This is a genomic window from Bacillus cereus group sp. MG1, assembly GCF_040460035.1.
GTDB lineage: Bacteria > Bacillota > Bacilli > Bacillales > Bacillaceae_G > Bacillus_A > Bacillus_A cereus.
Map to the genome: position 1 here is coordinate 856,016 of NZ_JARVGY010000001.1, position 22,918 is coordinate 878,933.

The window sequence follows — 22,918 nt, forward strand, 5'->3', positions numbered from 1 at the left end:
TTTATTAATATGCAAAATTGCATATTAATTACATTTAATTATATTATATGGTATTTTGAATGTTTTTTCACCGAAAAAATTTGCGTTACCACGAAATATTACTAAAATAACAATCGAAAATACGTTTGCTTATATTTTTAAATCAAAAATCTCTAAATAAAGATTATTCACACATACAGCGACAAACACCCAAGAAACCTTTCATTTTTCTACCAACTTAAAGTATAGAATACTAAAAAGGAATTAGCCATATGTAGCATTGGCTAATTCCTTCCTCTCTCTAACAGAATAGAGTTATAAACCCAGTCTTCAAATCCTCAATCGAAGTCTCACTTCTTCATACCTAAAACTACTTCATACCTCTGAACTCACATCACATGAGACTCTATTAATCACTGAAAACTTCCTTACATAAGTAGTTCCTCTATTCCTACTAAATAGAAAAATGTTATACGCCAGCTCTTCTACTTACCAATAACCACTCCATGTCTCTAGTCTCAACATCGCATAGGGCTCTATTAAGCACTGACCGCTCAACACTTAGCTAGAGCTTCTATTCCGGCTAAATAGAAACTTTTAAAGCACTAACTTATCAACTAAACCAATTAGCTCTTGAATATCTGGCTTACTTACTTGGGCATTTGCTCCTACAGCTTCACCTTTATGGAATAATTCATTTGTAATTAATGAAGAGAAAATAATGACTGGTAAACGATTCATTACTTCACTATCCTTAACCACTTTCGTTAAATGATGTCCATCCATTTTTGGCATTTCAATATCGGTAATTAGCAAGTGAATATGTTCAAACATTTTCTCTCCTTGCTCTTTCGCTAATTTTTCAATTTGTGCTAACGCTTCTGCACCATTGCTGAAGAAGTTCATTTTCGTATATCCAGCTGATGATAATGTTTCTTCTAATATTTGGCGAAGCATCGCTGAATCTTCTGCAATGTAAATTACTTTTTCAGCTCGATCTGTTTTTTGTTCTAACCCTGCAATTGATTTATTGTCATAACCAGTGCCGCTAATTTCACATACAATCTTTTCATAATCTAATAATAAGATGATTTTTCCATCTAGTTTTACAATACCAGATGTCGTTTCTTCTAGTCCCATAGATAATGAAGCTGGTTCATCAATTTGTTCCCACGAAATACGTTGAATACGATGCACTTCATCAACGCGGAAAATAACTTTCATTTGGTTTAATTCTGAGATGATAAATTTCGTTTGATCAAGTGGCTTTGTTGACTTTAAATTAAGAGCCATTGCCAAGTTAATAACAGGTAAAATTTCACCACGTACTTGAACAACACCTTCAACTGCATGATGAGATTCTGGCACAGTTGTAACAGGAAATGGATTAATGATTTCACGTACTTTCATAACATTAATACTAAATAGGTTTTCACCAACAGTGTACGTAACAATCTCTAATTCATTTGTTCCGCTTTCTAATAAAATACTTTGTGCTTGTGACATAAAGGTGTCGCTCCCCTTCCATTAATTCCGTATATCTAATTATTAAGCTTTATAAAAGAGAAAAAGTCAACTACCTATATAAAAAATATAGATAGTCGAACGATTCATTTTATAAAAAAACAATTAATCTTGTATAAAAGAAGCAAGTGCCTCTAATAAAACTTCTTGTGCTCCTACAATTTCCGTCGGCATTGCTTCCCATTTTTTCGAAAGCTCTGTCTCTACTCTTATTCTCAGCTCAGAATTCATTTCTGCTAGCACATATTCTTTCGTTGCTATATCAACATCAAGTAGCGCGAGTGCATATAGTTCCGGGTCATTTATTTTTTCAAATAATCGCTTTAATACCACCGGTGCTATATGTTTTAATTTTTCAATATGAATTTCCTTATCCGAAAATAGTAACTCATATTGGATAAACGTAACATTTTCTTTAATCACTTTAAAATAACAATTATTTTTTTTATCATTCACAAAATAACCGTTTGGATCTGCGATAATACTCTCTACTTTACGAATTAAATCTGGCAAACTATTCGCCGCCATTACAGTCCGCTGTTCAACCTCACTCGGCGAAATGAATGTAACGCGATACTTATTTTGCGCCATTCCCCTCACCTCTCCTTTTATAAAAATCTATCATCACAAACATATGAAATGAAACTAGCATACTCTCATTTCATTGCCCTATTGTCACAACTCACAGACTATAAAAAAGTACTGGCTTGCTATAAAGAGATTATTGTTCAACCATTCCAGTACATTTCTATAGTTCTCTTCTTACAGCTCCGAGCCACCTAAGACTAAAAACACTTTTAAGCGCCTTTAAGCAACTCGATATTGTTGAACCAAAACGCAATTTGCTGATCCGTAATGCCTGATAATGTAACAAAAAACTCACGGCACTTCATCTCGTCCTTAAACAGTTGATACTTCCATGCGCCATCACTGCCAACACTGACGAAATAAAACTCATGAATACGACCAATAATCACTTCCTTTTCAGCAAATGAATACGGGGGCACTTGCTTAATTTCAAATTGATCTGGTAAATATACATGCTCTTCTCGTTCCATTTTTAGCACTTGCTCAGCAAGTTCACGTTTATTTTCGAAAAATGGCAATTGTAAAATTCGTTCTTGTCTTGTCATACGAATAAAAACCCTTTCTACTACATTACGATCTTTCTTTATAATACATTATCGAATTAAGTTTACAACTTCATTTAATACTTCATCTGACACTTTAATTACTTTCGCATTTCCTTGGAATCCACGTTGATATAACATTAAGTCAACGAATTCTACAGATAAATCTACGTTTGAACTTTCTTTTGCTGAACCTCTTACATTACCTGCACCATTCTCACCTGCAACACCTATCCCTGGAATCCCCGCTGATGGTGTGGCAATGTAATTGCCATTCCCAGTTTTCATTAATCCACCTGAATTAGGGAATGTAGCTACAGCTAGTTGTCCTACAACCTTCATACTACCATCCGAATATCTCATCATAACGAAACCACCGTCAGAAATTGAATAGTCATTTGCAATTGCAGCTGGACGCCCCGTTACTTCTGTTGTAGAAATAGTTTTCCCTGTCGGATAATTTGTTAAACCACTTAAGTCCAGTGTCAGTCCCTTACCAAAAGGAATTTTAACCGTTCCACCTTTAGTAATTTCACCAGTTACTGGATTTTTTTGTACAGCTTCATCTGTCTCCTTTAGATTTCCTAATGTATCAAATTTAAGATTTTTTTCGCCCGTCATGCCTTCAACAGGCTTAAACTCTTTTTCGTTTTTAGAATCATTTCTTACAGAAACTGTATATGTATATTCACCTGGCACAGGCTTTTCAACTTCTTTACCATCTACAGTCTCTTTTGTAGTCTTTTGTTTAATATTTACACGTAACGTTAACGAGTTCCCTTCCTCATCAAAAACTGTGAATTCGTGAGATAATGCATTTTGATTTCTAGGAAGGTTTCCACCTATTGTTGCTTTATCTGTTTGAATTCCACCAACAGCTGATCCCATTGGAATATGAATTGGACTTGGTCGTGAAGAAAAATCTATTTCTTGTGTTCCTGTTTTCACACCATAACCTAGCACATACTGTCCACTTGTATTTGTAACATAGTTATCTTTCGATACACCGAAAGACCCTTTTCTCGTATACTCTACATTTCCACTATTACGATCACCAACTAAAAATAAACCATTTCCCTCTATGGCTGTCTCCATCTTATCACTAGTTAAAGTAATAGAACCATCACTAAAATCTGTAGATGTCCCACTAAACTTTACACCGTTACCGATACTCTTTGGATTCGTACCAGCATAAGCACCATCCCCACGTGAACCAACCGTATTATTATATAGCAGATCATCAAAAATAGCTTTTTGCTTTTTATATCCAACTGTTTGTACATTTGCAATATTATTTGAAGTAACACTTAATGCATTTTGTGCCGCATTCATCCCTGTAATACTCGTATATAACGCTTTAATCATAACCTATATACACTCCTTTGATTAATTTTGCTTAACCTCTTCATTTTTCTCTATATCATCTTTCTTCTCATCTTCTGGATTTGTTTCTGCTATCGGTTTATCTGAAACCCTTTCTACAAAACGAAGTGAGACAACTTGATTATCAACAATAAGTTGTACATCGTTATTTTCGGCAAGTCGAACTGTTTCCACTTGACCAGTCACTTGCTCCCCCTTATTGTTTATACCTCTAACATACTTTCCTAAAAATTTCATCCCACCATCAAGAGCTGTCGTATACATCGTTGATTGTAGTTTATCTACTGCTTTCGTCATATTTTGTACTTGCTCCATAAGCGATAGTTGAGCCGTTTGATTCATCATTTGGTTCATATCCATCGCATTAAACGGGTCTTGATGTTGAAAGCTTGCTAAAAATAGTTTCAGAAAATCATCTTTATCCATAATACCGGGTGTTTTTTGATTACTTGCTGATACTCCGTTTGTTTGTTGAACTGGCGATTGCACACCATTTACAGATGCGTTTTTTGTTTGCGCCCCTGCTTGTAACGGAATATGATTTGTACTCGTTGTATTTAATCCAACTGTTGGCACGCGTTATTCCTCCAATAATCCCGCAAATTCTGTTGATTGTTGTTTTTCATGATTTGTATTTGCTAATTTCTGTTTTTGCCTTTGCTCTTGTTCTCGCTGTTCTTTACGATTTTCATCTTTATCTGAATAGCTAATTTGAATATTGATTTCTTTTTCTTTTAACTTTAATTTCAATTCATCAAAAATGATTTCAACACGTTTTTTCGCACCGTGTTTTTCCATTTCTACGTGAACGTCAATTTGATCTCCATGTTTTTTCATAAACACTGTTAATGTACCAAGTTTTTCTGGATTTAACTGAAATAAAACACGTTCTTGTTTCACTACAAATTTTTGCAGCGCTTCTACTTGCGCTTCCATTTTCTTTCCTAAGTCAGGTAATGAAACTTTCTCAGCACCACTATTTGATTTCCCTATCTGTTCGATACTCGTCGCTTTATTTAATAATTCTGCACCTGCAGAGCTCGAATCGTTTAATGCATCAATTTCTGGCAACTCTACCTTTGCATCATCGCTCTCAGCTTTCGGAAGATCTACGTCTTTAAACTCTTCTTGTTTCTTTGCAATATTACAAGTTTCTGTTTCTACAGCCTTCAATGCTTGCATCGTTTGCTCTGGCATCTTCATTTTGTCTAATACCATTTGCATTGTATCTTCTAAACATATAGCATTTTTGATATTCATATTTGAAAGAAGTTCTTGTAATTGTTGTAATTCAGCTGCAGGTAATTCATTAAGTTTAATATTGCCATATTCTTTATATAGCTCTTGTATTTTTTGTATGTATTGATATAACAATTCCGGCTGCACATGTAATTGCTCAATCGCAACCATTTGCTCAGATACAGCTAATAACAACTGTTCTGTCTCTTTCTTTTCTTCTTTCTTTACAATTGGTTCTTCTTTCGTTACCGATGGTTTAGAAAGGTTATATTCTTTTTTCTCTTCTTTTGGTGCTTCTTCTCGTTTCGTTTTCTCCATTTTCGGCTGCTTTTTGTTTTCGTTTCTCATCGTACGATCGAATGAAGAATCTTCATTTTTCGATTGTACTTCTAGCCCTTTTTCTTTTTGCGGAGGTAAACTTTGTTGCACCGGTAATACAGACTGTATCACTACATTCACCTCATCCATTCATACACATTTTCAAATCCAGAAGCATTTTTTCTTCCAGCTTTTCTTGTGCTTTCGCAAGCTTTTTGCAATTTTCTTGATACATCTCATCAATGACACGTTCTTTTTCTTTTACTTGCTCTAAAAGACTTTCATTTTTTTGAATAAAACCTTCCGTTTTTTTAATTTTCCGATTCCATTCTTCTATTCTTTCAGGTGAAAACGTATGTGAAGAAAGCATACCAGCCATAATACGTTGCCCAGTTTGTACGACTTTACTACGCGATTTCACAACATATAAATCATATTCTTTTTTTTGTTCTATTTTTCTTTTTTCAGCTGTTAATTCATACACTTCTTTTAAAATATGTTCTTTTTCTTGATTTATTTGCAATTTTATTGTGTCGTACTGCTGTTTATCCACCTGTTTTCATAACCCCTTTCTATTATAACGTTCTCTTTTTCTATTATATAGTTTTTTCCCAAAAAAATCTGTGAAATATTAAAAAACAAAAAAATAAGACCTCTTATGCAGAGGCCTTATACTATATGCTGTATCGCTTCAACGATATCATCAAATTGGAAACTATCCGATCGACCTTGCTTTAAAAATGTATTTATGCCTTCTACTTTATTTTTACATTCAAAAATATAAGCATTTTCTTCATTTTGTTGAATCGTTCCTAGCTTAAAATACAATTCATTTTCTTTATAAATTGATAAAATCTTTCTCATTTCATTTGCAAGTTGCCAATGATGTGGCGAAACAATTTCTTCCATAATCCTACTTACTGAATCTAATACTGAAATTGCAGGATAATGACTAAGCGTTACAAGCTCACGCTTTAATACGATATGTCCATCTAAAATACCACGTGCTAAATCTGGTACAGGACCATTTAAATCGTCCCCATCAACAAGCACCGTATAAATACCTGTTATAGATCCTTTTTGTGTTTTTCCGGAACGCTCTAACAACTTCTTCATATAACTTTCCATTAACAGTGTTTTACCACCAATCGGTAACTCTTTAACAGCAATATCAACACTTCTTCGTGCATCGGCAAAACGAGTAACAGAGTCCATCATAAGTAATACGTTATTGCCTTGATCACGGAAGTATTCAGCAATAGACGTTGCAAGTTTCGCTGCACGAAGTTGCATAAGGTGACTTTCATCTGACGTCGCTACAACAACGACGCTTTTTCGCATCCCTTCCTCGCCTAACTCTTTTCGAATAAAGTCTTTTACTTCCCGGCCACGTTCCCCTACTAAACTAATAACATTTATATCAGCTTTTGCATTTTTTGCTATCATTCCAAGTAAAGTTGATTTACCAACACCTGACCCAGCAAAAATACCAATCTTTTGACCGATACCAATTGTTAGCATAGAATCAATTGATTTTATTCCTGTTTCAAATACATCGGTAATCTCTTCACGTTCAAATGCATGTATAGGTGGTGCATCTAGTTTGATTTTCTGTAATGGAATGTTTTCAGCTTCCTCATTTAACACTTCACCATTTGCACTTAACACTTTTCCGAGTAAATGATTACCACGTGGCACAACAACATCTTCTGAAATTAATGTGACGCAATCTCCATAACATACTTTTTCTGTCTGTTCAAATGGAAGTAACATATTATTTTCTTTTTCAATGGCAATCACTTCACATAAGACGTTATGTTCTCCAACGAAGCAAACATCTCCAATCTTCGCTTTCGGCCCTTTCGCTACGAAAAACTGTTCTTGTACACTATGAACTTTGCCTACTTTCGTATACAGCGGTGTTTCAATGAACTTATTCCATTTTGCGTTCTCATTCATTAACAGGCGGCTCATACATTTTGCTCCTCAAATAACTTCTCTTCTTCCCATTTCTGACGAAGCTTCGCAAATATAGGTGCAAATTTAAATTCAAAGAACTCTTTCTCTTCTTCCAGAACAAATTCACCAAACTGCAGGGAGAAATCATATTTCCATTCTACTAATTGTAGTAACCAATATTCTTTCGTATTCTCCTTCTCTTCTTGAATACGTTCAAACGTTTCTGGATGTACTGTAATGATTAATTTTTCAAACGAAGTTGGCAATGTTTGCACGATGCCAGTTAAAATAGGTAACACATCAAGCAATCGTGAATCTACCGCTTGATTCACGATTTTTTCTGCTAGATGAAAAGATTGATCCCATAACAACTCTGTCCATTCATACGCTGTTTCTTGTTGTTCTTTTTGAAATTGCACACGCGCTGCTTCCATCTGTTCCATTTGCTCATGAATATGCATTTGAAATTGTTCTTTATCTTGTAATAACTGCTGCCGCTCTCGTTCTAGCATTTGCTGCTCTTGCCTTAGCTGATTCATTTCCATATGTAACGATTCTTGCTGGGCGCGAAGTTCTGCATGATCAGCTTGTAATTCTTCCTCTTCTATTTGAACTGAAGCTGGTTTTGGAAATTGTAATTCATACGTTTCTTCAGAAAAAGAAACAGAATTCTTCGGAATTCTGTTTTTAAATAAGGACATCCTCTTCACCTCTTTGAACGATAATTCTTCCTTCTTTCTCTAGCTTTTTCACTGTACCAGTGATCGTTTGCTGCGCTTTTTCAGCATCCGTCATCTTAAGCGGTCCTAAGCCATCTAATTCTTCTAGAATCATCTCTTTACGGTTTGAAGACATACATGTAAATAATTTCTCTTTAATTTCTTCTTTTGCAATTTTAAGTGCTTTCGCAATTTCACCGTTATCTGTAATTTCTTCTAATACACGGCGAAGCGCAAGATCTTCAAGACCAAGTAAGTCTTCAAAGACAAACATATTTTCTTTAATTCTCTCAGATAACTCATAATCGACTTCATCCAGCTTTTGAAAGACTGTTTTTTCAACACCTCGTGAAACATTATTTAAAATATTTACGATTGTTTTCAAGCCATCAGTTTTATTAATTGCACTAAATGCCATATTATTTAATTTCGATTTTAACAACTCACCAATTTGATTAATTAACTCACCATCAACTTGTTCTAACTTCGCTATACCCATTACCGTTTCAACGCGCTTATGATCTGGCAATCTCTCAATTAATTGAGACGCAAGTTGCGGTTTAATATAAGAAGCGATAATTGCAATTGTTTGTGGTGACTCATCATTAAGCACTGTAAGAAGTGGCTCTAAATCTGTAAGTGAATTTAAGAACTCAAACGGATTATCTTTGTTATACCAAAGGTCTTCCAATAATTTTTCCAGTTCGTCTTCTGGCATGTTTTTAAATATGCGACGAATGTATTCTTTATCTGGAGTGACTAAGTTCAATTCTTTTACATTTAGTTCATATAAGAACTCTCCTAGTACATTTTCTAACGTTTCTGGTTTGTATACACGAAACTTCGCGATTTCACGAAGTAATACTTCTTTTTCCTCAGCTGTCATATATTCAATGACTTTTGCTGCCACCCCTTCTTCTAATGTACGAATAAGGATGGCAGCTTTTTCTTTGGAGGAGATTTCATCTAACATCGTTGTTCCTCCCTTACTGTCCGTTTAACCATTTTTTAATTACTTTTGCAGTTCCTTCTACATGTTCTTTCGTAGCATCCTGCACTTGTTCATCTAACGTTGGTTCTTTCGGTTCTTCTGGTTCAGGTTTTGGCTCTGGCACTATTTTTTCTTCAGGAATTTCCAAGATACTTTCATTACTTGCAGCAATTTCGTCTTCTGCTAAGTATTCTTCATATTCCTCTTCTTCTTTCTTTCTCTTACGTCTTGCTAATAAGAACCATACTAGACCACCAATTGCTAATAAGCCAGCTGTAATTCCACCGAATAACCACCAGTTCATACCACTCTTTTCTGGCTCTTTCTCTTTTTCGGCTTTCGGCTGATCGAACTGAACAGTTACAACGTTAACTTGACCATTTATAAAGTTACCGTTCGGATCAGCTTGAAGTCCTGCCGCTGTTCCAATCGCTTCTTTGAAAGTAGTCATATCAATTCTTCGTTTTACTAACGTATCATTATCTACCCATACAACAACATTTGTTTTCGTTAATTCTGGATGTTTCTTAATTGTTTCAACTGTTTTATCTATTTCATAGTTTTCGATTTTGTTACCATTTTTATTATCGTAGACAACTTTACCATTTTGATTATTGTTCGTACCGTAGTTTGGCACTTCACCGTTCGCTGTAATACCAGCACCTTGCTTCGTATCTGCCCCTTCTTGCGCAGTAGAGCTTTCCTCTTGCTCTTGTTTACTACGAAGTACACCTTTATCACCATACTTTTCTGACTGACGTGTAACTTCATCGTAGTTTACAGATACTTTCGTATTCACTTTATATTCATTCGGTTTAAACATCGTCATTAACGTTGCATCAATATCTTGCTTTAATTTACCTTCAAGTTGGTGCTGCATCTCTACTTCTTTCTCATAAGAAGAGGAACTACTAGAATGTGCTTCATCTGCGCCTTTTGAGATAACACCTTTTTTACTATCAATAACACTTACTTCTTCTGCTTTCACACCAGGAACCGCTGCACTAATCATTTGCTGTATACCTGCAACTTGATCAGCTGTTAACAATTGTCCACGCTTCACTCCAACCGTAATCGCCGCTGTTCCTTTCGCTTTTTCTTCATCAAAAATTGTCTCTTTTTCAGGCAATGTAATTTGAACATTTGCCGTTTCAACTGTTGCAAAGTTTCTTACAATATCTTGCTCCAATTGCTTCTTCGTACCGACAATTTGCTTCATTTTTTTATCTTGTTCACTTGAACCGAGAGAGCTTTCTAATAAAATTTCTTCACCGCTTTTCGAATTAAACGGTAAGCCCATCCCATTCATTTCTTTTCGAACCCATGGAGCATCATTCTTTTGCACACGAATTGAACCATCGGCCGCTAATTGGTAATCGACACCTAACTTCGATAATTCTGCTGTAATCTCTTGTTTATCTGCATCATTTAAATTTTGATATACAACAACATATTTATCTGGCAAGGTGAAGTATAAAAGTGCTCCTGTTACAATCGCTAAAAGCGCAGCACCGATTACTAACTTATGCCACGTTTTTAACGATTGGATAACATTTTTCATCTTTTCCATTTAAACACACCCGTCCACTTTCCTAAATTTGCATATTAATTAGTGACTTATAATTTTCAATAAGATTATCACGTACGAGAGCAGCCGTTTTCATTTGAGACTCAGCTTTCTTTTGCTGAATTAAAACGTCATGTGTTTCTCCTACCCCTTTAGTTAGTAAATCATATACTGCTGTTTGTGCATTGTTTTGCGTTTGATTCATATCTTCCAATAAATCAATAAACTTTTTCCCCTCAACTACAGATGTTTGAGAAGTTTTCGGTGCACCAATTGACTGAATTGCTCCAAATGGTTGTGTATGTAACATTGGTTGAATTTTCATATTACTATCTTCCCCCTTATCCTCGGCCGATTTCTAAATCTTTATCAAGCATTTTTTTATTCGCATTTAATACACTCGTATTCGCTTCATACATTTTTTGAGCAACCATTACATTCGTCATTTCAGCAGTTACATCAATATTTGGATAACGTACATATCCTTCTTCATTTGCGTGCGGATGCGTCGGATCATACACTAAATTTTCCGTTTTGTCTGCTTCAATACTTTTTATTTTTACTCCATTAGTAGGAGCCCCATCTAACATACTTGCAAAACTATTGTTTGATTCTAACACCACACTACGACGCTCATATAAATCTGCCCCCGGAGCCGCCGTCGTATTTGCATTTACAATATTGTTAGAAGTAACTTCCATCCACTTTCTCGCTGTCGTTAGCCCTGAGCCACTTGCATTAATTGCCTGAAACATCCGTTGTCTCTCCTTCTACTTTTAACGTCCGCGTGCCGCTTGGTTAATTGCATATTGTGTATTAATTGCGTTAATTGAAATACCGTATAACTGATTTGCTTTCATTAAATCTAGCATTTCTGTCGTTACATCCACACTATTTCCATCTTTATTCGTTTGCATTGATTTTGTTTGAATCTTTGCATATGTATTTTTCGTATTTACTGTCGGTAAGTGCATTTCATTCGTTTGATATAAATCTGGATTGCTCTTTAAATCAGCCGCATTATTTTTATATAACGCACTACTTTTATTCATCTGCTCAGCAAATGTTACATCTTGTGCTTTATAGCCAGGTGTATTCGCATTTGCAATATTACTAGAAACAGTATTTCGTTTCGTCACTAAATAATTCATATAATGGCTTACATCACTCACTAAATCTGGCATATTCCACACCCTTTCTTTTCTAACGTAATGATCCACTGATAGAAGTTTCACTTCATTATTTATTTTCTTATATGTGTTTATTAAAATATTTACTATTATGTACCCTTACATATTTTATTCCATTTTTCCATTGTTGTCTTTAGAAAAATAAAAAAATATAAAAAAGAATACAAAAAACTGTATACACACAGTAATCCATGAAATATTTTGATATATGAAATATAAATCAAAATATTTTTATATTATTCAGATTACTCCCTCATTACAGGCATAAAGTGAAACCTCAATCAGCGGAACTCTTTACTTAAAAAAGGAATGGATCCCCTTTTAAAAAGGGCAATCCGTTTCCATACTTTATCATTAATATTTACCATAAAATGAATTAGCTTTCATTCGCCCATCATTTTCCATAATCATTTCTTCTAAAATCTTTTGCTTATCTCGAATATGTTGCGCTGCCTTAATAATTAACGGGCTTACTTCTGCTGCAACTTGGGCACGCGTTTCTTCATCCAATGTCATCATCCAGCGATTTAACATTTCACTCTTCTCAGCAAACTCTCCATCTGATACTTGCAATTCACCGATTTCATTAAAACAGCCGACAAACGTCCGATAAATATCATTGTTCATTTTCAATTGCTCCGCGGTAACCGTCTATTAAATCTTGTAACACTTGTACAATCGCATCAATATCTTTTGCTTTACGAGTTACTTTCATCGTTTGAATTTGTATGCTAATCCAATCGTATAAACCAAATAAACTATCATATAAGTCTTTCGTAATCTCAGGGTTTAATTGAAGCTTTAATTCTTCAAAAATACGTTCTAACTTTTCAAGAAGCACATCTCCTTCTTGTAGTTTAAAAGTATGTAAAAGCTCTTCTAAATTACGAAACTCTATAATACATCTTTCATAAATAAAAATTGTATTTTTAATCGGATTACTCGTCATAATATCATTTTGCATATAACGTTGCCATGCTTGCATCTAATCACTTCCTCATCTTTTATTAGTCATCACTTTTTGTTTTTGTCATTGCTTTAATTGTCTTCAGCTGACTATCAAGTAATGCTAACTGACTTTCCAACTTTGCATATTTATCAATAATTGATTCTTGTTTTTTCTTATTAATTGTATCAATATCTTGAATTTTTCTCTCTAAATCAGTTACTTGCTTTTCAATACTTTTAGAGCGTTTTCCAATAATTCCTTCATCTCCAAATATCCCGTCTAACTTTTTATCTATATCATGACCAATACCATTAAAGCCAAAGAAAAATTGTTTTGTAGCTTCTGGATTCTCTTTAAAAGCTGTTTTCAATTTTTCTTCATCAAGAGTCATATTTCCTGTTTTATCAATTTGAATCCCGAAAGAAAATAAATACTTATCATCTTGGGAAAATTTAAAAATACTTGTCATTGCATTACTGATGGCAAATGACACATTACTCCCCTGCATTACTCCATTTTCACCTGCAAATAAATCCAAACTTTTTACAGCATTATTATACTCATCTTTCATTTTTTTTATTAAATCTATTGAATTTTTTATATCAGAATCTTCGATAGTTAATTTTATAGGCTCAGTAGTAACTTTTTCTAAATTAATAGTTAATCCTGGAATTGTATCAATTTTATTTGTTTTACTAGTTCCTTTAATCCCGTTTACTGTATACTCTGCATTTACTGCTCCTGTCACTTGATGTGCGACGGCATTCGTTCCATCCGTATTTTTCGCAGAAGTAACTAACCCAATATTTTGTAAAAAACCATTGGCACCATCAGTTAATTTTAGTTCCCCAGCTTCACCTGCAGTAGTCGATGTGAAAAATAGTTGGTCTCCTAGTGTATATACTGATGCACCATAATTCCCATTATTTATCTTATTGACAAGATCTTTATACGTCATATCTTTTGAGATTTTAACTTCTTTTCCATTTATCTGAAATACATCATCTACTTCAAGTTTTAAATCTAAACTAAATTTTTGCTCCGTACCTTCAGGAGTTTTTTGGGGAGTAAGTGGAGCTGTAGTTATTTGATGCCTTTCTGCTACTCGCTCTACTGTAATAGTATATGTGCCAGGAATTGCATCAGCGTTCGCCTGTGCTGTTATAAAACCGTCTTTGGATAACGTTGTATTCTTTGCATCACCTTTAAATGCGTATAAATCTTTGAATACTTGCACAAGATTTCCGAACTCTTTTTTTATGCTTGCATACACATTTTTTTCATTTGTTAACGTTTGTTTTTGTTTAGTATACGGTGATTTCTTCATTTCCAATGCTTGTAACTCTAAATCTACTAGCTTCGATGTATCTATCATGTTGTTTCCTAAATTCCATATTTGCTGTCTGCCACCATAATCAGATATTGTCCCTGACATATTTTTCGCCCCTTATCGTTTACATGTAATCTAAAATACTCGTTTTGCTCATCGTACTAACCGCCTTAAGCGTTGCTTCATACGTTGCGTTTATATAAGCTAAATCAGAAATAGCTACTGCTAAATCAACATCTTCAATCTCTTTACGATTTTCTTGAAGCGCCAAATTTTGTTCACTTAAAATCGTCTTAAACGTATCCACAGTGTTCATCGTTGAACCAACTTCCGTTGTACGGTTAATAACACTATCCAAGTTTTTCTTATTCTCCTCTAGAAACGGCTGTAATGCTTTTTGATCGCCACTTTGCAAAGCATCTTTCATCTTTACTAACGTTTGAATAACAGGTGTCAACAAATCATCATCTTTTCCAAACACTTTAATTTCATAACCATCATTCAGCTTCCACATTATATCGTTTTCGCCACCTTGGTATGTACCATCATCCGCAAAAGGTTGTTTCTCTACACTATCTCCACCAAAGATGTAACGCCCTTGTTCTTTCGTATTCGCTAAATACACAACTTGTTTTACCAGTTGATCTACCTCTGCTCCAATGGCTTTCAATTCTTTTTCACTATTCGTTCCATTTAATGCTTGTATCGTTAATTGATCCACCCTCGTTAAAGATTTTGCAATACCTTGCAATGTATTTTCTGTTTGACTTAACACATTTCGTGAATCTGCTATATCTTTCTGCATTTGTTCAATATTCGCCAATGAATGTTGAATCGCAAATGACTTACTTGCTGCAAGTGGATCTTCACTCATAAGAAGATTTTTCTTCCCTGAAGTTACTTGGTTTCTATGGTATTGTTGTTGCACATTCAAATCCATTAACTGATTCTTTGCCCAGTTTGCATTTTGAAATGTAGATACTCTCATTTCTATCTCCTCCTTATATATTTCCAATCAATTATTATCACTTATCGAATAATCGAAAATAGACTATCAAACACTTCATTCATCGTAGTAATAGCTTTAGAGTTTGCGACGAAGTATTTTTGGAAGGCCATTAAATTTACCATTTCCTCTTCCATATTTACCCCTTCAACGCTCATTTTTTCTTGCTGAATACCTTCTAGTAAGTCGCCATGAATTTTTTGATAACCACTCACTGCATTTTTATCAGAAGCAACACGAACTATAAATTGGTCTAATGCTTTTTTATATGAAAGTCCTTCTTTGTAATCGTCATCTGTAATTGCCGCTAGGTTATTTGCTGTTTCAGCTGATATTTTCATTTTCGAAACATCTTTTACAAATTCAGGGTTTAATTTCATATCTTTTGCTTGATCCCTAACGAAAAACTCTTTCCCCATTACTGTGTTCACTTTATTCTTTACAAAACTCATTAATTCTTCAAGGTTTTTCTTGTAGTCGGCAATCTTTGCTTTCGTATCAATCGCTGATTGAATTGCTCCGCTACTTAAAGGAATTTCAGAACCGTAAATTTCAGCAGACATCGGTTCTTTTTCTTTATTTAATCGAAGCGGATATGTATCTTGTCCATTTACTGTTAAAACGCCATTCATTCTAATACTTGCGATATTAGGATTCACAGATTCATAAGACACTTCTATGGTTGCATACTTAGACATCTCTGTAATGATACGATCACGTTCGTCTAAAAGTTGATTTGGTACTTGTGTACCAGCTTGTCCAATTTTCTTGTTCGCTTCTGCTAAACTAGCAGCAAGTCGATTAAATTCATTAACATGTGCCTCAATATCTTCTGTCGTCTGTGCTTCCACTGTATCTAAGTTTTTTGCAAGACGATTTACTTGACTTGTAAATTTTCCAGTTTCAGCAATTAATGTATCGTAGTAGTTTGGTTGTTCTGGATTTTTTGCCACTTCACGAAAAGCATTAAAGAAGCCATCCATTAAACTAGATAATGAATTCTTTCCTGTCGTCCCAACCATAGACTCTACTCGTGATAATGTTGAATTCATGTAGTTATAGTAAGAGAGTTGCGATAATTGATCATTAAACTGTTTCGTCTTTACTTCATCTGTAATACGGTCAACGCCTAACGTTTGTACACCGTAACCTATTTTTTGTTCCGGTGAATAGCCTTGACTTGCTCCAGCCGATCCGTAATTTACCATTTGACGCACATAACCAGGCGTATGAATGTTAGATAAGTTTTGTTTCGTTGTTTGTAACCCCATTTGAGCCGCTAACATCCCAGATAGCGGTGTATTATAATCAGATAATCTCATAAAGCTTCACTTCTCCTTTACAATAGTTCATTCATAAAGATTTGCGAATTATTGTTTCGCTCTAAATTATATTCAGAAACAGAATCCACAATACTTTCTGTAGTTTTTAATAGTACGTTTAAGTAATATTGATTTTTCAAAAGAATCATTTTTACATTCTCTTCTAATTCAGTTACGTTTTTTTGTAATTCTTCCATTTTTTCAATTTCTTCTTGAGAAAAATACGAAAATAATGCACTTACACGAAATGATTCAACTCCTTTTTCTTTACAGAACTGAACAACCATTTCTTCAAATGAGCTTGATAGCCCTTTTAAACCATCAATGTACTGCAATTGCTCTACTTGTAACTTTTGAACTACATTTACATTTTTACTTTTTAAATTCTCATATATTTGCTCTCCAAGCGCTTGAATATTTTCATACGCTTTTTGAATAATAACGAGTTTTTCATATAATTGTATGTACATATAGCTTCCTTCCTTTTACAAGACTAAATTCACAATTAAACCATGGATTTCTCCAATTTGATTTAACATTTCTAAATGTCCTGTTTTCGTATTAATTAAATTCATCACATCTTCTAATTCATTCAATCCCATTTCTGCCTGTTTCACAATCGTCATTTTCTGTGAATATCCGTAACGTGGGTGACGAGACATGACATCTTTATACTGCAATACATTATCAACGTAAAAATTCAAAAATGATTTTACTGTATTTTTGTATTCCATTACATTATCAAGCGTTAATTCCATTTCAATTTTCTCTTTAATTTCTCCAATATTATCGACAAACGCTTCCATTTGTTCTAGTAATTTATCTTTTTTCGGATCTGCATGCAAATTATCCGAAAATGTAAGTCCTGTCCTGACATTTGCTTCTTTCGGCATTTGAGTAGCAGGCGGTATATGCGATAAAATTGGATTATGCGAGATAGAACGCAGCATATATATCACCTATTTATTTTTTTATTTCTTCCTAAACTTAATCGTAAAATCCAGTTATTTATAATTATACTCTGAACAGTAATATTTTGCAGTTATTTTTTATAAAAGATATGTTACAATTTAGCATGAGGTGGCACAATTCTATGAATATTTTCCTTTGTGGTTCAAATCAATTAACAGCATTAGATCAAGAAGAAATTAAAAAATTTTTAACTGACTATGCTCACAAACATAAAATTTACATATTATGTTATAAATCTATTGAAAATGAGGTTCTTCGTTTTTTCGTTGAGAATGAAAGACTCGCTCAAAATTTATGCCTTTACACGCTGCAACCATTGCCAGCAATAACAGATGAATTTCAAGAAGTCGTTGATTACTTAAAAAAACACGGAGCCGAATATGTTGCTTTTGATCATCCTTCCGACTCCATTTACCGATCAGATTATATGTTTTTTGTTAAACAAATTATTGAAGACACTGATTTAGTTCTCTGTTTTTATAATGGTGACAAACATACATCTGTCATCCCTGTCGATGTTGCAAAAGAAGCAGGTATTGATGCTGTCATTTATGATTTACCAGGATTACATGAAAAGCAAATGAAAAAAAGCTTTGAACAAAAAATTCGTATGATGTAAAGGGGGAGGCACAATACCATTATTGTGCCCATTGTAAATATGATAATTGAACAAGATTATGATCATTTTATCGCGAGTTTTAAACAACAATTCAATATGGACATCGCTTCATATAAACAAGATAGAATGCGCCGTAGAATCGATGCTTTCATTTCGAGAAAAGGCTTCGAAAACTACACTAATTTTTTAAACAAATTACGCGCTGATCAAAATTTATTTTTAAATTTTATTGACTATATTACAATTAACGTTTCAGAGTTTTTTAGAAATAAAGAACGATGGCAAACTTTAGAGTCGAAAGCACTACCAAAATTACTCGAACAAAATAGCGGAAAATTAAAGGTATGGAGTGCCGCTTGCGCTGCTGGTGAAGAACCATATACACTCTCTTTAATTTTATCAAAGCATCTAGCTCCATTCCGTTTTGAAATTCAAGCAACAGATCTTGATTTTCATATTTTAGAAACCGCAAAACGCGCTCAATATACGGAACGTTCGTTAAAGGAATTACCTACTGATTTGAAAGAACGTCATTTCACAAAAGAGAATGGTCTATATTCATTGCATCAAAACATTAAACAAAACGTCTCGTTTAAACAACATGACCTTTTAATGCAGTCATTCGATACAAATTATGATTTGATTATTTGTCGTAATGTAATGATATATTTCACAGAAGAAGCAAGAGTAAAACTTTACGAAAAATTTAGTCGTTCTTTACGAAAAGGCGGTGTACTATTTGTTGGTAGTACGGAACAAATTTTAACACCCGAACGCTACAATCTTCAGCGATTTGATACATTCTTCTACGAAAAAATATAAAAGAGGTCGTCACAATGGAGTGACGACCTTTTTACATAACTCGAATTAAAATAATACCAACAATCCATATGAAGAGAAAAAGAAACGTCATAGACCATTTATGTTCTTGCATCGTTTGTTTCAACGCCTGTGACAATTGTGTCATGTTCATTTCCGCAAGCGCTCTCCATACACTTACATCCCGATCTTTAGCAATGCGGTCTGTAACGCTAATTAAAATTGTTTCGTTGGACAATTTCGTTATATAAGCAGTAATAACCGTTACCATCAAATTTATATTTCCTTCTGAAGAATCACTTTCCACTCTAGAGATAAGTGCACTTACATCTAGTAAAGGAATATGTACTTTTCTACCAAATGATAGTTGTACTTCAGCGAAATCATATGTTCCATCTAACAAAGGAAGTTCTTTTATGTGCGCCTGCTTAATAAGTCCTTGTAGGCTTCTAATTACTTGTTCAAACACTTTTTCTGATTGCTTTCCTTCTTGAGATAATGTATGTAACTTTTTAAAAAGTTGTAACACTGTATCCATCTCTTTAGAAAGCATTTCCTTCATAATCTTTCCATCACTTAAACTTGCAAGTAAAATACCTATTTCATTATTTTTCGAAATAATTTTAGACTGTCCAGTAAACACTAAATTGCTACGCTTTCGTTCTTTCTGGATTTCATGTTCCGAAATAGCTGCAGGCTGTTTTAATGGTTGTAGCGTCTTATCTTCAATTGTCGTACGTTTAATCTCCATTTAAGCGCCTCCACTACTATGAAATAATTAGCCCCATTCTTTATTACTCTTTAAAACTAAAAACAGTACGAACAAACCTGACATGATAGTAAATACATCCGAAGCTTGTACTCCCTGTTCACCTTTTTCTTCTTCCTTGTCTTTCGTTTCTTCTTTTTGTTCTTTCTTTTTAGAGACAACTTGTTTGTTACTTTTCTCTTTTTGGTCCTTCGCCTTATGTACTTCCTTGTTGTCTTCGAACGGCTCTTTTATAACGTAAGTAAATTCCTCTTTCTCTTTCAACGGTTCTTTTATAAACTTATTTACTTTCTCATCTTGCTTCGGAATTTGAACAACCGGCAATTTTTCTTCTAGAAGCGGGTTTTTGATTTTCAAATCTTCTTGCTTCTCATTTTCTTTCTTATCTTCTAATTCAATTTCTAGTTTATTATCTAATTTCTCTTCTTTCTCTTTCTCTTCTATCTTTTTATCATCTTCGTTTTTTGGCGCCAAAACAGAAATGGTATATTCACTTTCTTCAACAAGTTTATTACCTGCTGCATCTATTATCTCTACAAGTAATTCGTATGGCCCAGCCGGCAATGCTTCTGTTATTTCAAATACTTTTTGCCAATCCATATCATGCTTGTTGTAGTCTAATAAAAACGAAAGCTCTTTATTTTCTTTCCCTTTTAATGTAACGCGCACTTCTTTTACAACCGATTCTATATCTGACGCTTTTACTCGTATATGTATAGAATCTCCCTGTTTTCGTTCAACTAAGTTCTCTTTTACTTCATCAATAGTAACTTTCTGTAACTTTGGCAATTCTTTATCTATAGTTGGCGTTTCATTTTTAATACGAATGAGCGGGACTTTCACTTCATTTTTTACGATTTCTTCTTTCTCATTCTCTTTGTAACTTTGAACGAGTTGAAGATTCCAATCACCTTGCAAATCAAAATTCCCTGCTTTATAGTTAGCAACCCAGCTCTTCGTTTCTTCATCATACTCAAAAGATAGTATTCTTTCTTGCGCATATTGCTCGCCATTTTTTTGTAGCTGCAATATACCTTTCATACTTTGAATGTTTTTCCCATTTGGTTCTACAGCAATTCGCACTTCTTCGCCAACTTTAAGCTCCGGCTTATTTACTGTAATAATTCCCTGTTCCGTTTCTATCTTTCTTTCATTCAATTGTTTATTTGCTACTTCTTGTTGTTCTACTTCTTGTTGCTCTGCTTCTTTTTGTTTCTCTTCATCTTGCTTCGTTTCCACTTGTTCTGACGATTCTTGAGATTCCTTATTTTCTTCTTGTACATTCACTTCATTTATTTTTTGATCTGACTCAATTTGTTCCTCAGCCTGACTTTGCAAGGGGAAGAACAAGCACACATGTATGCATAGCCAACTCATTAGAAAAAACTTTACGTTTTTCATCTACTAGTTCAAACTCCTATTTCAATGCCTTATAGTGATTTCGTCACTTTTACTCCAAAAAATCCATCTACATTTACAAGTTCACCATACGCCACTAATACATCATTTACATAAATACGAATCGGTTCATCAATATCCTCATCTAGTACAACTGCTTCATTTTCTTGTAAACTTAATATATCTTGAATCGTTTTCACTGTACTTCCAAATACAAATTTCACGTTCATTTCTACATTTTGTAGAATGGACGTGTCCATATATACTGGTTCCATTTGTTTTACTTCTTTAAATTCAATAGGTTGCACAACTGGTTCTACAATTTTTTCTTCTTCAATTTCTTCTGTGGCAATCTCTTCTTCTTCCACCATCGGATACAGAAGTCGCCTTACCATTTCTTTCGCTTCGGAAATTGGCAAAATTTGATACATCTTCGATTGAAGCAAATCGCCAATTTCAAGATTGAACGTAATTTGAACGAGTTCGTCCACTTCCATTGACTCTCCCAAATATTCCATTTCTTCTTTTAACGTTACAAATTTAACATTTGGCGGCGTCATGTCCATTTTTTCTTGAAACATTTCTGACATCGCCGTAGCAGCATGACCCATCATTTGGTTCATAATTTCTTTAATACCGCTCAGCTCTAATTCAGTAAGCTCTTTTTCTGGGTCAACTTCCCCTGTTCCCATCATCATTAAATCTACCATTGTTAAGGCAACATCTTTCGTAAATACGAATACATTCTCATTCTTTAGCCCTTCAACAAAGTCGACATTTAAAATAACAAATGGTACTGGTACTCCATCATAATGACGAACATTGATTGCTTCCACATTTGGTGTACTAATTGTAACTGGCTGATTTAAAAGCGTTGACAATACTGTTGAAGCGGAGCCAATTGAAATATTTGCAATTTCACCAAGCACATCTTTCTCTTCTTGTGTTAAATGCTCTTTTTCAACTTCTTCTACAATCTCAGTTTCCACTACTTCTGCTGGTTCGTCTGTTTCTTCTACTCCACCAGATAATTGCATTAATTTATTTACCATTTGTTTCGCATGCTCAACTGAAACAATTTGTACAAGTTTAGAGTTTACAAGATTATCTATCTTTAAATCAAACGATACTTTAACAATCGTATGATTCCCATCGATTTCAGAGATTTTCTCCATTTCTTCTGATAACTTTACAACTTTAATCGTCGGCGGAGACATATCTACTGTATCTTGGAAGAATTCCGACATAGATGTAGCTGCGAATCCCATCATTTGATTCATCGCTTCTTGTACAGCACTTAGCTCTAATTCACCAAGTTCTTTTCCGTCCTCCACTTCACCTGTTCCCATCATCATTAAATCTGCAATGGACAATGCAACATCTTGCTTAAGGACAAGGAGGTTTTCCATATCTAATCCTTTTGTAAAATGAATGTTTAATACAACATGCGGAACTTCGACATCTCTTGAATCATATAAATCTACCAACTCTATACGAGGAGCAGTAATGCTTACTTGCCTATTTAAAATTGTTGATAATACAGTCGAAGCTGAACCAAATGATATATTTGCAATTTCGCCAAGAATATCGCATTCTTGGGGCGTTAAATGCTCATTTTCTTTTTCTAGCACAATCGTGCTCGTATCCCCTTTTGTGTGTTGCTCAGGCATTTTCCCTGCCTCCTCATTTCTGTTTTTCTATCAAATAATATAAACTCTTATTTCATGTTAGCAAA

At 34.2% G+C, this 22,918-nt stretch carries 26 protein-coding genes; 2 read left to right on the forward strand and 24 right to left on the reverse strand.

The features are described from left to right. Positions 1–576: 576 nt before the first annotated feature. The 21 genes from QCI79_RS04200 to QCI79_RS04300 all read right to left on the reverse strand — a co-directional run bounded on the left by QCI79_RS04200 (position 577) and on the right by QCI79_RS04300 (position 17,556). Positions 577–1,485: a chemotaxis protein gene (locus QCI79_RS04200; protein ID WP_000075943.1), complete on the reverse strand. Its 909-nt coding sequence runs from the start codon at positions 1,483–1,485 to the stop codon at positions 577–579. Between the two features lie 123 nt (positions 1,486–1,608). After that, entirely contained in the window at positions 1,609–2,094 is a 486-nt protein-coding gene (locus QCI79_RS04205) for a hypothetical protein (RefSeq protein WP_000068301.1), read from the reverse strand. 206 nt (positions 2,095–2,300) lie between these two features. Continuing rightward, positions 2,301–2,636 (reverse strand): DUF3964 family protein, encoded by a 336-nt coding sequence (locus QCI79_RS04210; RefSeq protein ID WP_021728678.1) that lies wholly within the window; start codon positions 2,634–2,636, stop codon positions 2,301–2,303. Between the two features lie 48 nt (positions 2,637–2,684). Continuing rightward, complete coding sequence (flgE, locus tag QCI79_RS04215) at positions 2,685–3,998, reverse strand: flagellar hook protein FlgE (RefSeq protein WP_021728677.1); 1,314 nt, start codon at positions 3,996–3,998, stop codon at positions 2,685–2,687. 21 nt (positions 3,999–4,019) lie between these two features. Beyond that, positions 4,020–4,592: a flagellar hook assembly protein FlgD gene (locus QCI79_RS04220; RefSeq protein WP_001143477.1), complete on the reverse strand. Its 573-nt coding sequence runs from the start codon at positions 4,590–4,592 to the stop codon at positions 4,020–4,022. Between the two features lie 3 nt (positions 4,593–4,595). Further along, entirely contained in the window at positions 4,596–5,705 is a 1,110-nt protein-coding gene (locus QCI79_RS04225; protein WP_023901495.1) for a flagellar hook-length control protein FliK, read from the reverse strand. Positions 5,706–5,715: 10 nt separating this feature from the next. Next, on the reverse strand, positions 5,716–6,126 hold the full coding sequence (locus QCI79_RS04230) for a hypothetical protein (RefSeq protein ID WP_000360860.1): 411 nt from the start codon (positions 6,124–6,126) through the stop codon (positions 5,716–5,718). A gap of 116 nt (positions 6,127–6,242) precedes the next feature. After that, positions 6,243–7,547, reverse strand: coding sequence for a flagellar protein export ATPase FliI (locus QCI79_RS04235; protein WP_021728675.1), 1,305 nt, complete (start codon positions 7,545–7,547; stop codon positions 6,243–6,245). Beyond that, a complete protein-coding gene (locus QCI79_RS04240; protein WP_000051697.1) occupies positions 7,544–8,233 on the reverse strand; it encodes a FliH/SctL family protein in 690 nt (229 codons plus the stop codon). The genes QCI79_RS04235 and QCI79_RS04240 overlap by 4 nt, the downstream gene beginning before the upstream one ends. After that, a complete protein-coding gene (gene fliG, locus QCI79_RS04245) occupies positions 8,220–9,224 on the reverse strand; it encodes a flagellar motor switch protein FliG (protein WP_021728674.1) in 1,005 nt (334 codons plus the stop codon). The genes QCI79_RS04240 and fliG overlap by 14 nt, the downstream gene beginning before the upstream one ends. A gap of 13 nt (positions 9,225–9,237) precedes the next feature. After that, complete coding sequence (locus QCI79_RS04250; protein WP_000413931.1) at positions 9,238–10,812, reverse strand: flagellar M-ring protein FliF C-terminal domain-containing protein; 1,575 nt, start codon at positions 10,810–10,812, stop codon at positions 9,238–9,240. A gap of 22 nt (positions 10,813–10,834) precedes the next feature. Next, entirely contained in the window at positions 10,835–11,134 is a 300-nt protein-coding gene (gene fliE, locus QCI79_RS04255) for a flagellar hook-basal body complex protein FliE (protein ID WP_000701672.1), read from the reverse strand. Positions 11,135–11,150: 16 nt separating this feature from the next. Further along, positions 11,151–11,564 carry a flagellar basal body rod protein FlgC gene (gene flgC / locus QCI79_RS04260; RefSeq protein WP_000484680.1) on the reverse strand — a complete coding sequence of 138 codons (414 nt, stop codon included), beginning with the start codon at positions 11,562–11,564 and terminating at the stop codon, positions 11,151–11,153. Between the two features lie 21 nt (positions 11,565–11,585). Next, on the reverse strand, positions 11,586–12,044 hold the full coding sequence (flgB, locus tag QCI79_RS04265) for a flagellar basal body rod protein FlgB (RefSeq protein ID WP_370512803.1): 459 nt from the start codon (positions 12,042–12,044) through the stop codon (positions 11,586–11,588). Positions 12,045–12,353: 309 nt separating this feature from the next. Further along, complete coding sequence (locus QCI79_RS04270) at positions 12,354–12,626, reverse strand: hypothetical protein (RefSeq protein WP_021728673.1); 273 nt, start codon at positions 12,624–12,626, stop codon at positions 12,354–12,356. After that, positions 12,616–12,984: a flagellar export chaperone FliS gene (locus QCI79_RS04275; protein WP_021728672.1), complete on the reverse strand. Its 369-nt coding sequence runs from the start codon at positions 12,982–12,984 to the stop codon at positions 12,616–12,618. The genes QCI79_RS04270 and QCI79_RS04275 overlap by 11 nt, the downstream gene beginning before the upstream one ends. A 22-nt stretch (positions 12,985–13,006) precedes the next feature. Next, positions 13,007–14,383, reverse strand: a complete 1,377-nt coding sequence (locus QCI79_RS04280) for a flagellar hook-associated protein 2 (protein ID WP_021728671.1) — start codon at positions 14,381–14,383, stop codon at positions 13,007–13,009. A gap of 19 nt (positions 14,384–14,402) precedes the next feature. Next, on the reverse strand, positions 14,403–15,266 hold the full coding sequence (locus tag QCI79_RS04285) for a flagellar hook-associated protein 3 (RefSeq protein ID WP_021728670.1): 864 nt from the start codon (positions 15,264–15,266) through the stop codon (positions 14,403–14,405). Positions 15,267–15,307: 41 nt separating this feature from the next. Further along, a complete protein-coding gene (gene flgK, locus QCI79_RS04290) occupies positions 15,308–16,606 on the reverse strand; it encodes a flagellar hook-associated protein FlgK (RefSeq protein WP_021728669.1) in 1,299 nt (432 codons plus the stop codon). A 17-nt stretch (positions 16,607–16,623) separates the two neighbouring features. Further along, positions 16,624–17,076: a hypothetical protein gene (locus QCI79_RS04295; RefSeq protein WP_021728668.1), complete on the reverse strand. Its 453-nt coding sequence runs from the start codon at positions 17,074–17,076 to the stop codon at positions 16,624–16,626. Between the two features lie 15 nt (positions 17,077–17,091). Then, positions 17,092–17,556: a YaaR family protein gene (locus QCI79_RS04300; protein WP_021728667.1), complete on the reverse strand. Its 465-nt coding sequence runs from the start codon at positions 17,554–17,556 to the stop codon at positions 17,092–17,094. A 143-nt stretch (positions 17,557–17,699) separates the two neighbouring features. Here QCI79_RS04300 and QCI79_RS04305 point away from each other — a divergent pair, with 143 nt between their 5' ends. Next, a complete protein-coding gene (locus QCI79_RS04305) occupies positions 17,700–18,197 on the forward strand; it encodes a hypothetical protein (RefSeq protein ID WP_001020105.1) in 498 nt (165 codons plus the stop codon). A 39-nt stretch (positions 18,198–18,236) separates the two neighbouring features. Beyond that, a complete protein-coding gene (locus tag QCI79_RS04310; protein ID WP_021728666.1) occupies positions 18,237–19,019 on the forward strand; it encodes a CheR family methyltransferase in 783 nt (260 codons plus the stop codon). A gap of 31 nt (positions 19,020–19,050) precedes the next feature. On the opposite strand, the gene QCI79_RS04315 is transcribed toward QCI79_RS04310, so the two are convergent. From QCI79_RS04315 to QCI79_RS04325, 3 genes are read right to left on the reverse strand one after another with little or no spacing between them, the layout of a single operon-like run. Next, positions 19,051–19,767, reverse strand: a complete 717-nt coding sequence (locus QCI79_RS04315; RefSeq protein ID WP_000403967.1) for a hypothetical protein — start codon at positions 19,765–19,767, stop codon at positions 19,051–19,053. Between the two features lie 27 nt (positions 19,768–19,794). Next, positions 19,795–21,186, reverse strand: a complete 1,392-nt coding sequence (locus QCI79_RS04320; RefSeq protein WP_021728665.1) for a hypothetical protein — start codon at positions 21,184–21,186, stop codon at positions 19,795–19,797. 29 nt (positions 21,187–21,215) lie between these two features. Further along, positions 21,216–22,853, reverse strand: a complete 1,638-nt coding sequence (locus QCI79_RS04325) for a flagellar motor switch protein (protein WP_001115014.1) — start codon at positions 22,851–22,853, stop codon at positions 21,216–21,218. Positions 22,854–22,918 lie beyond the last annotated feature (65 nt).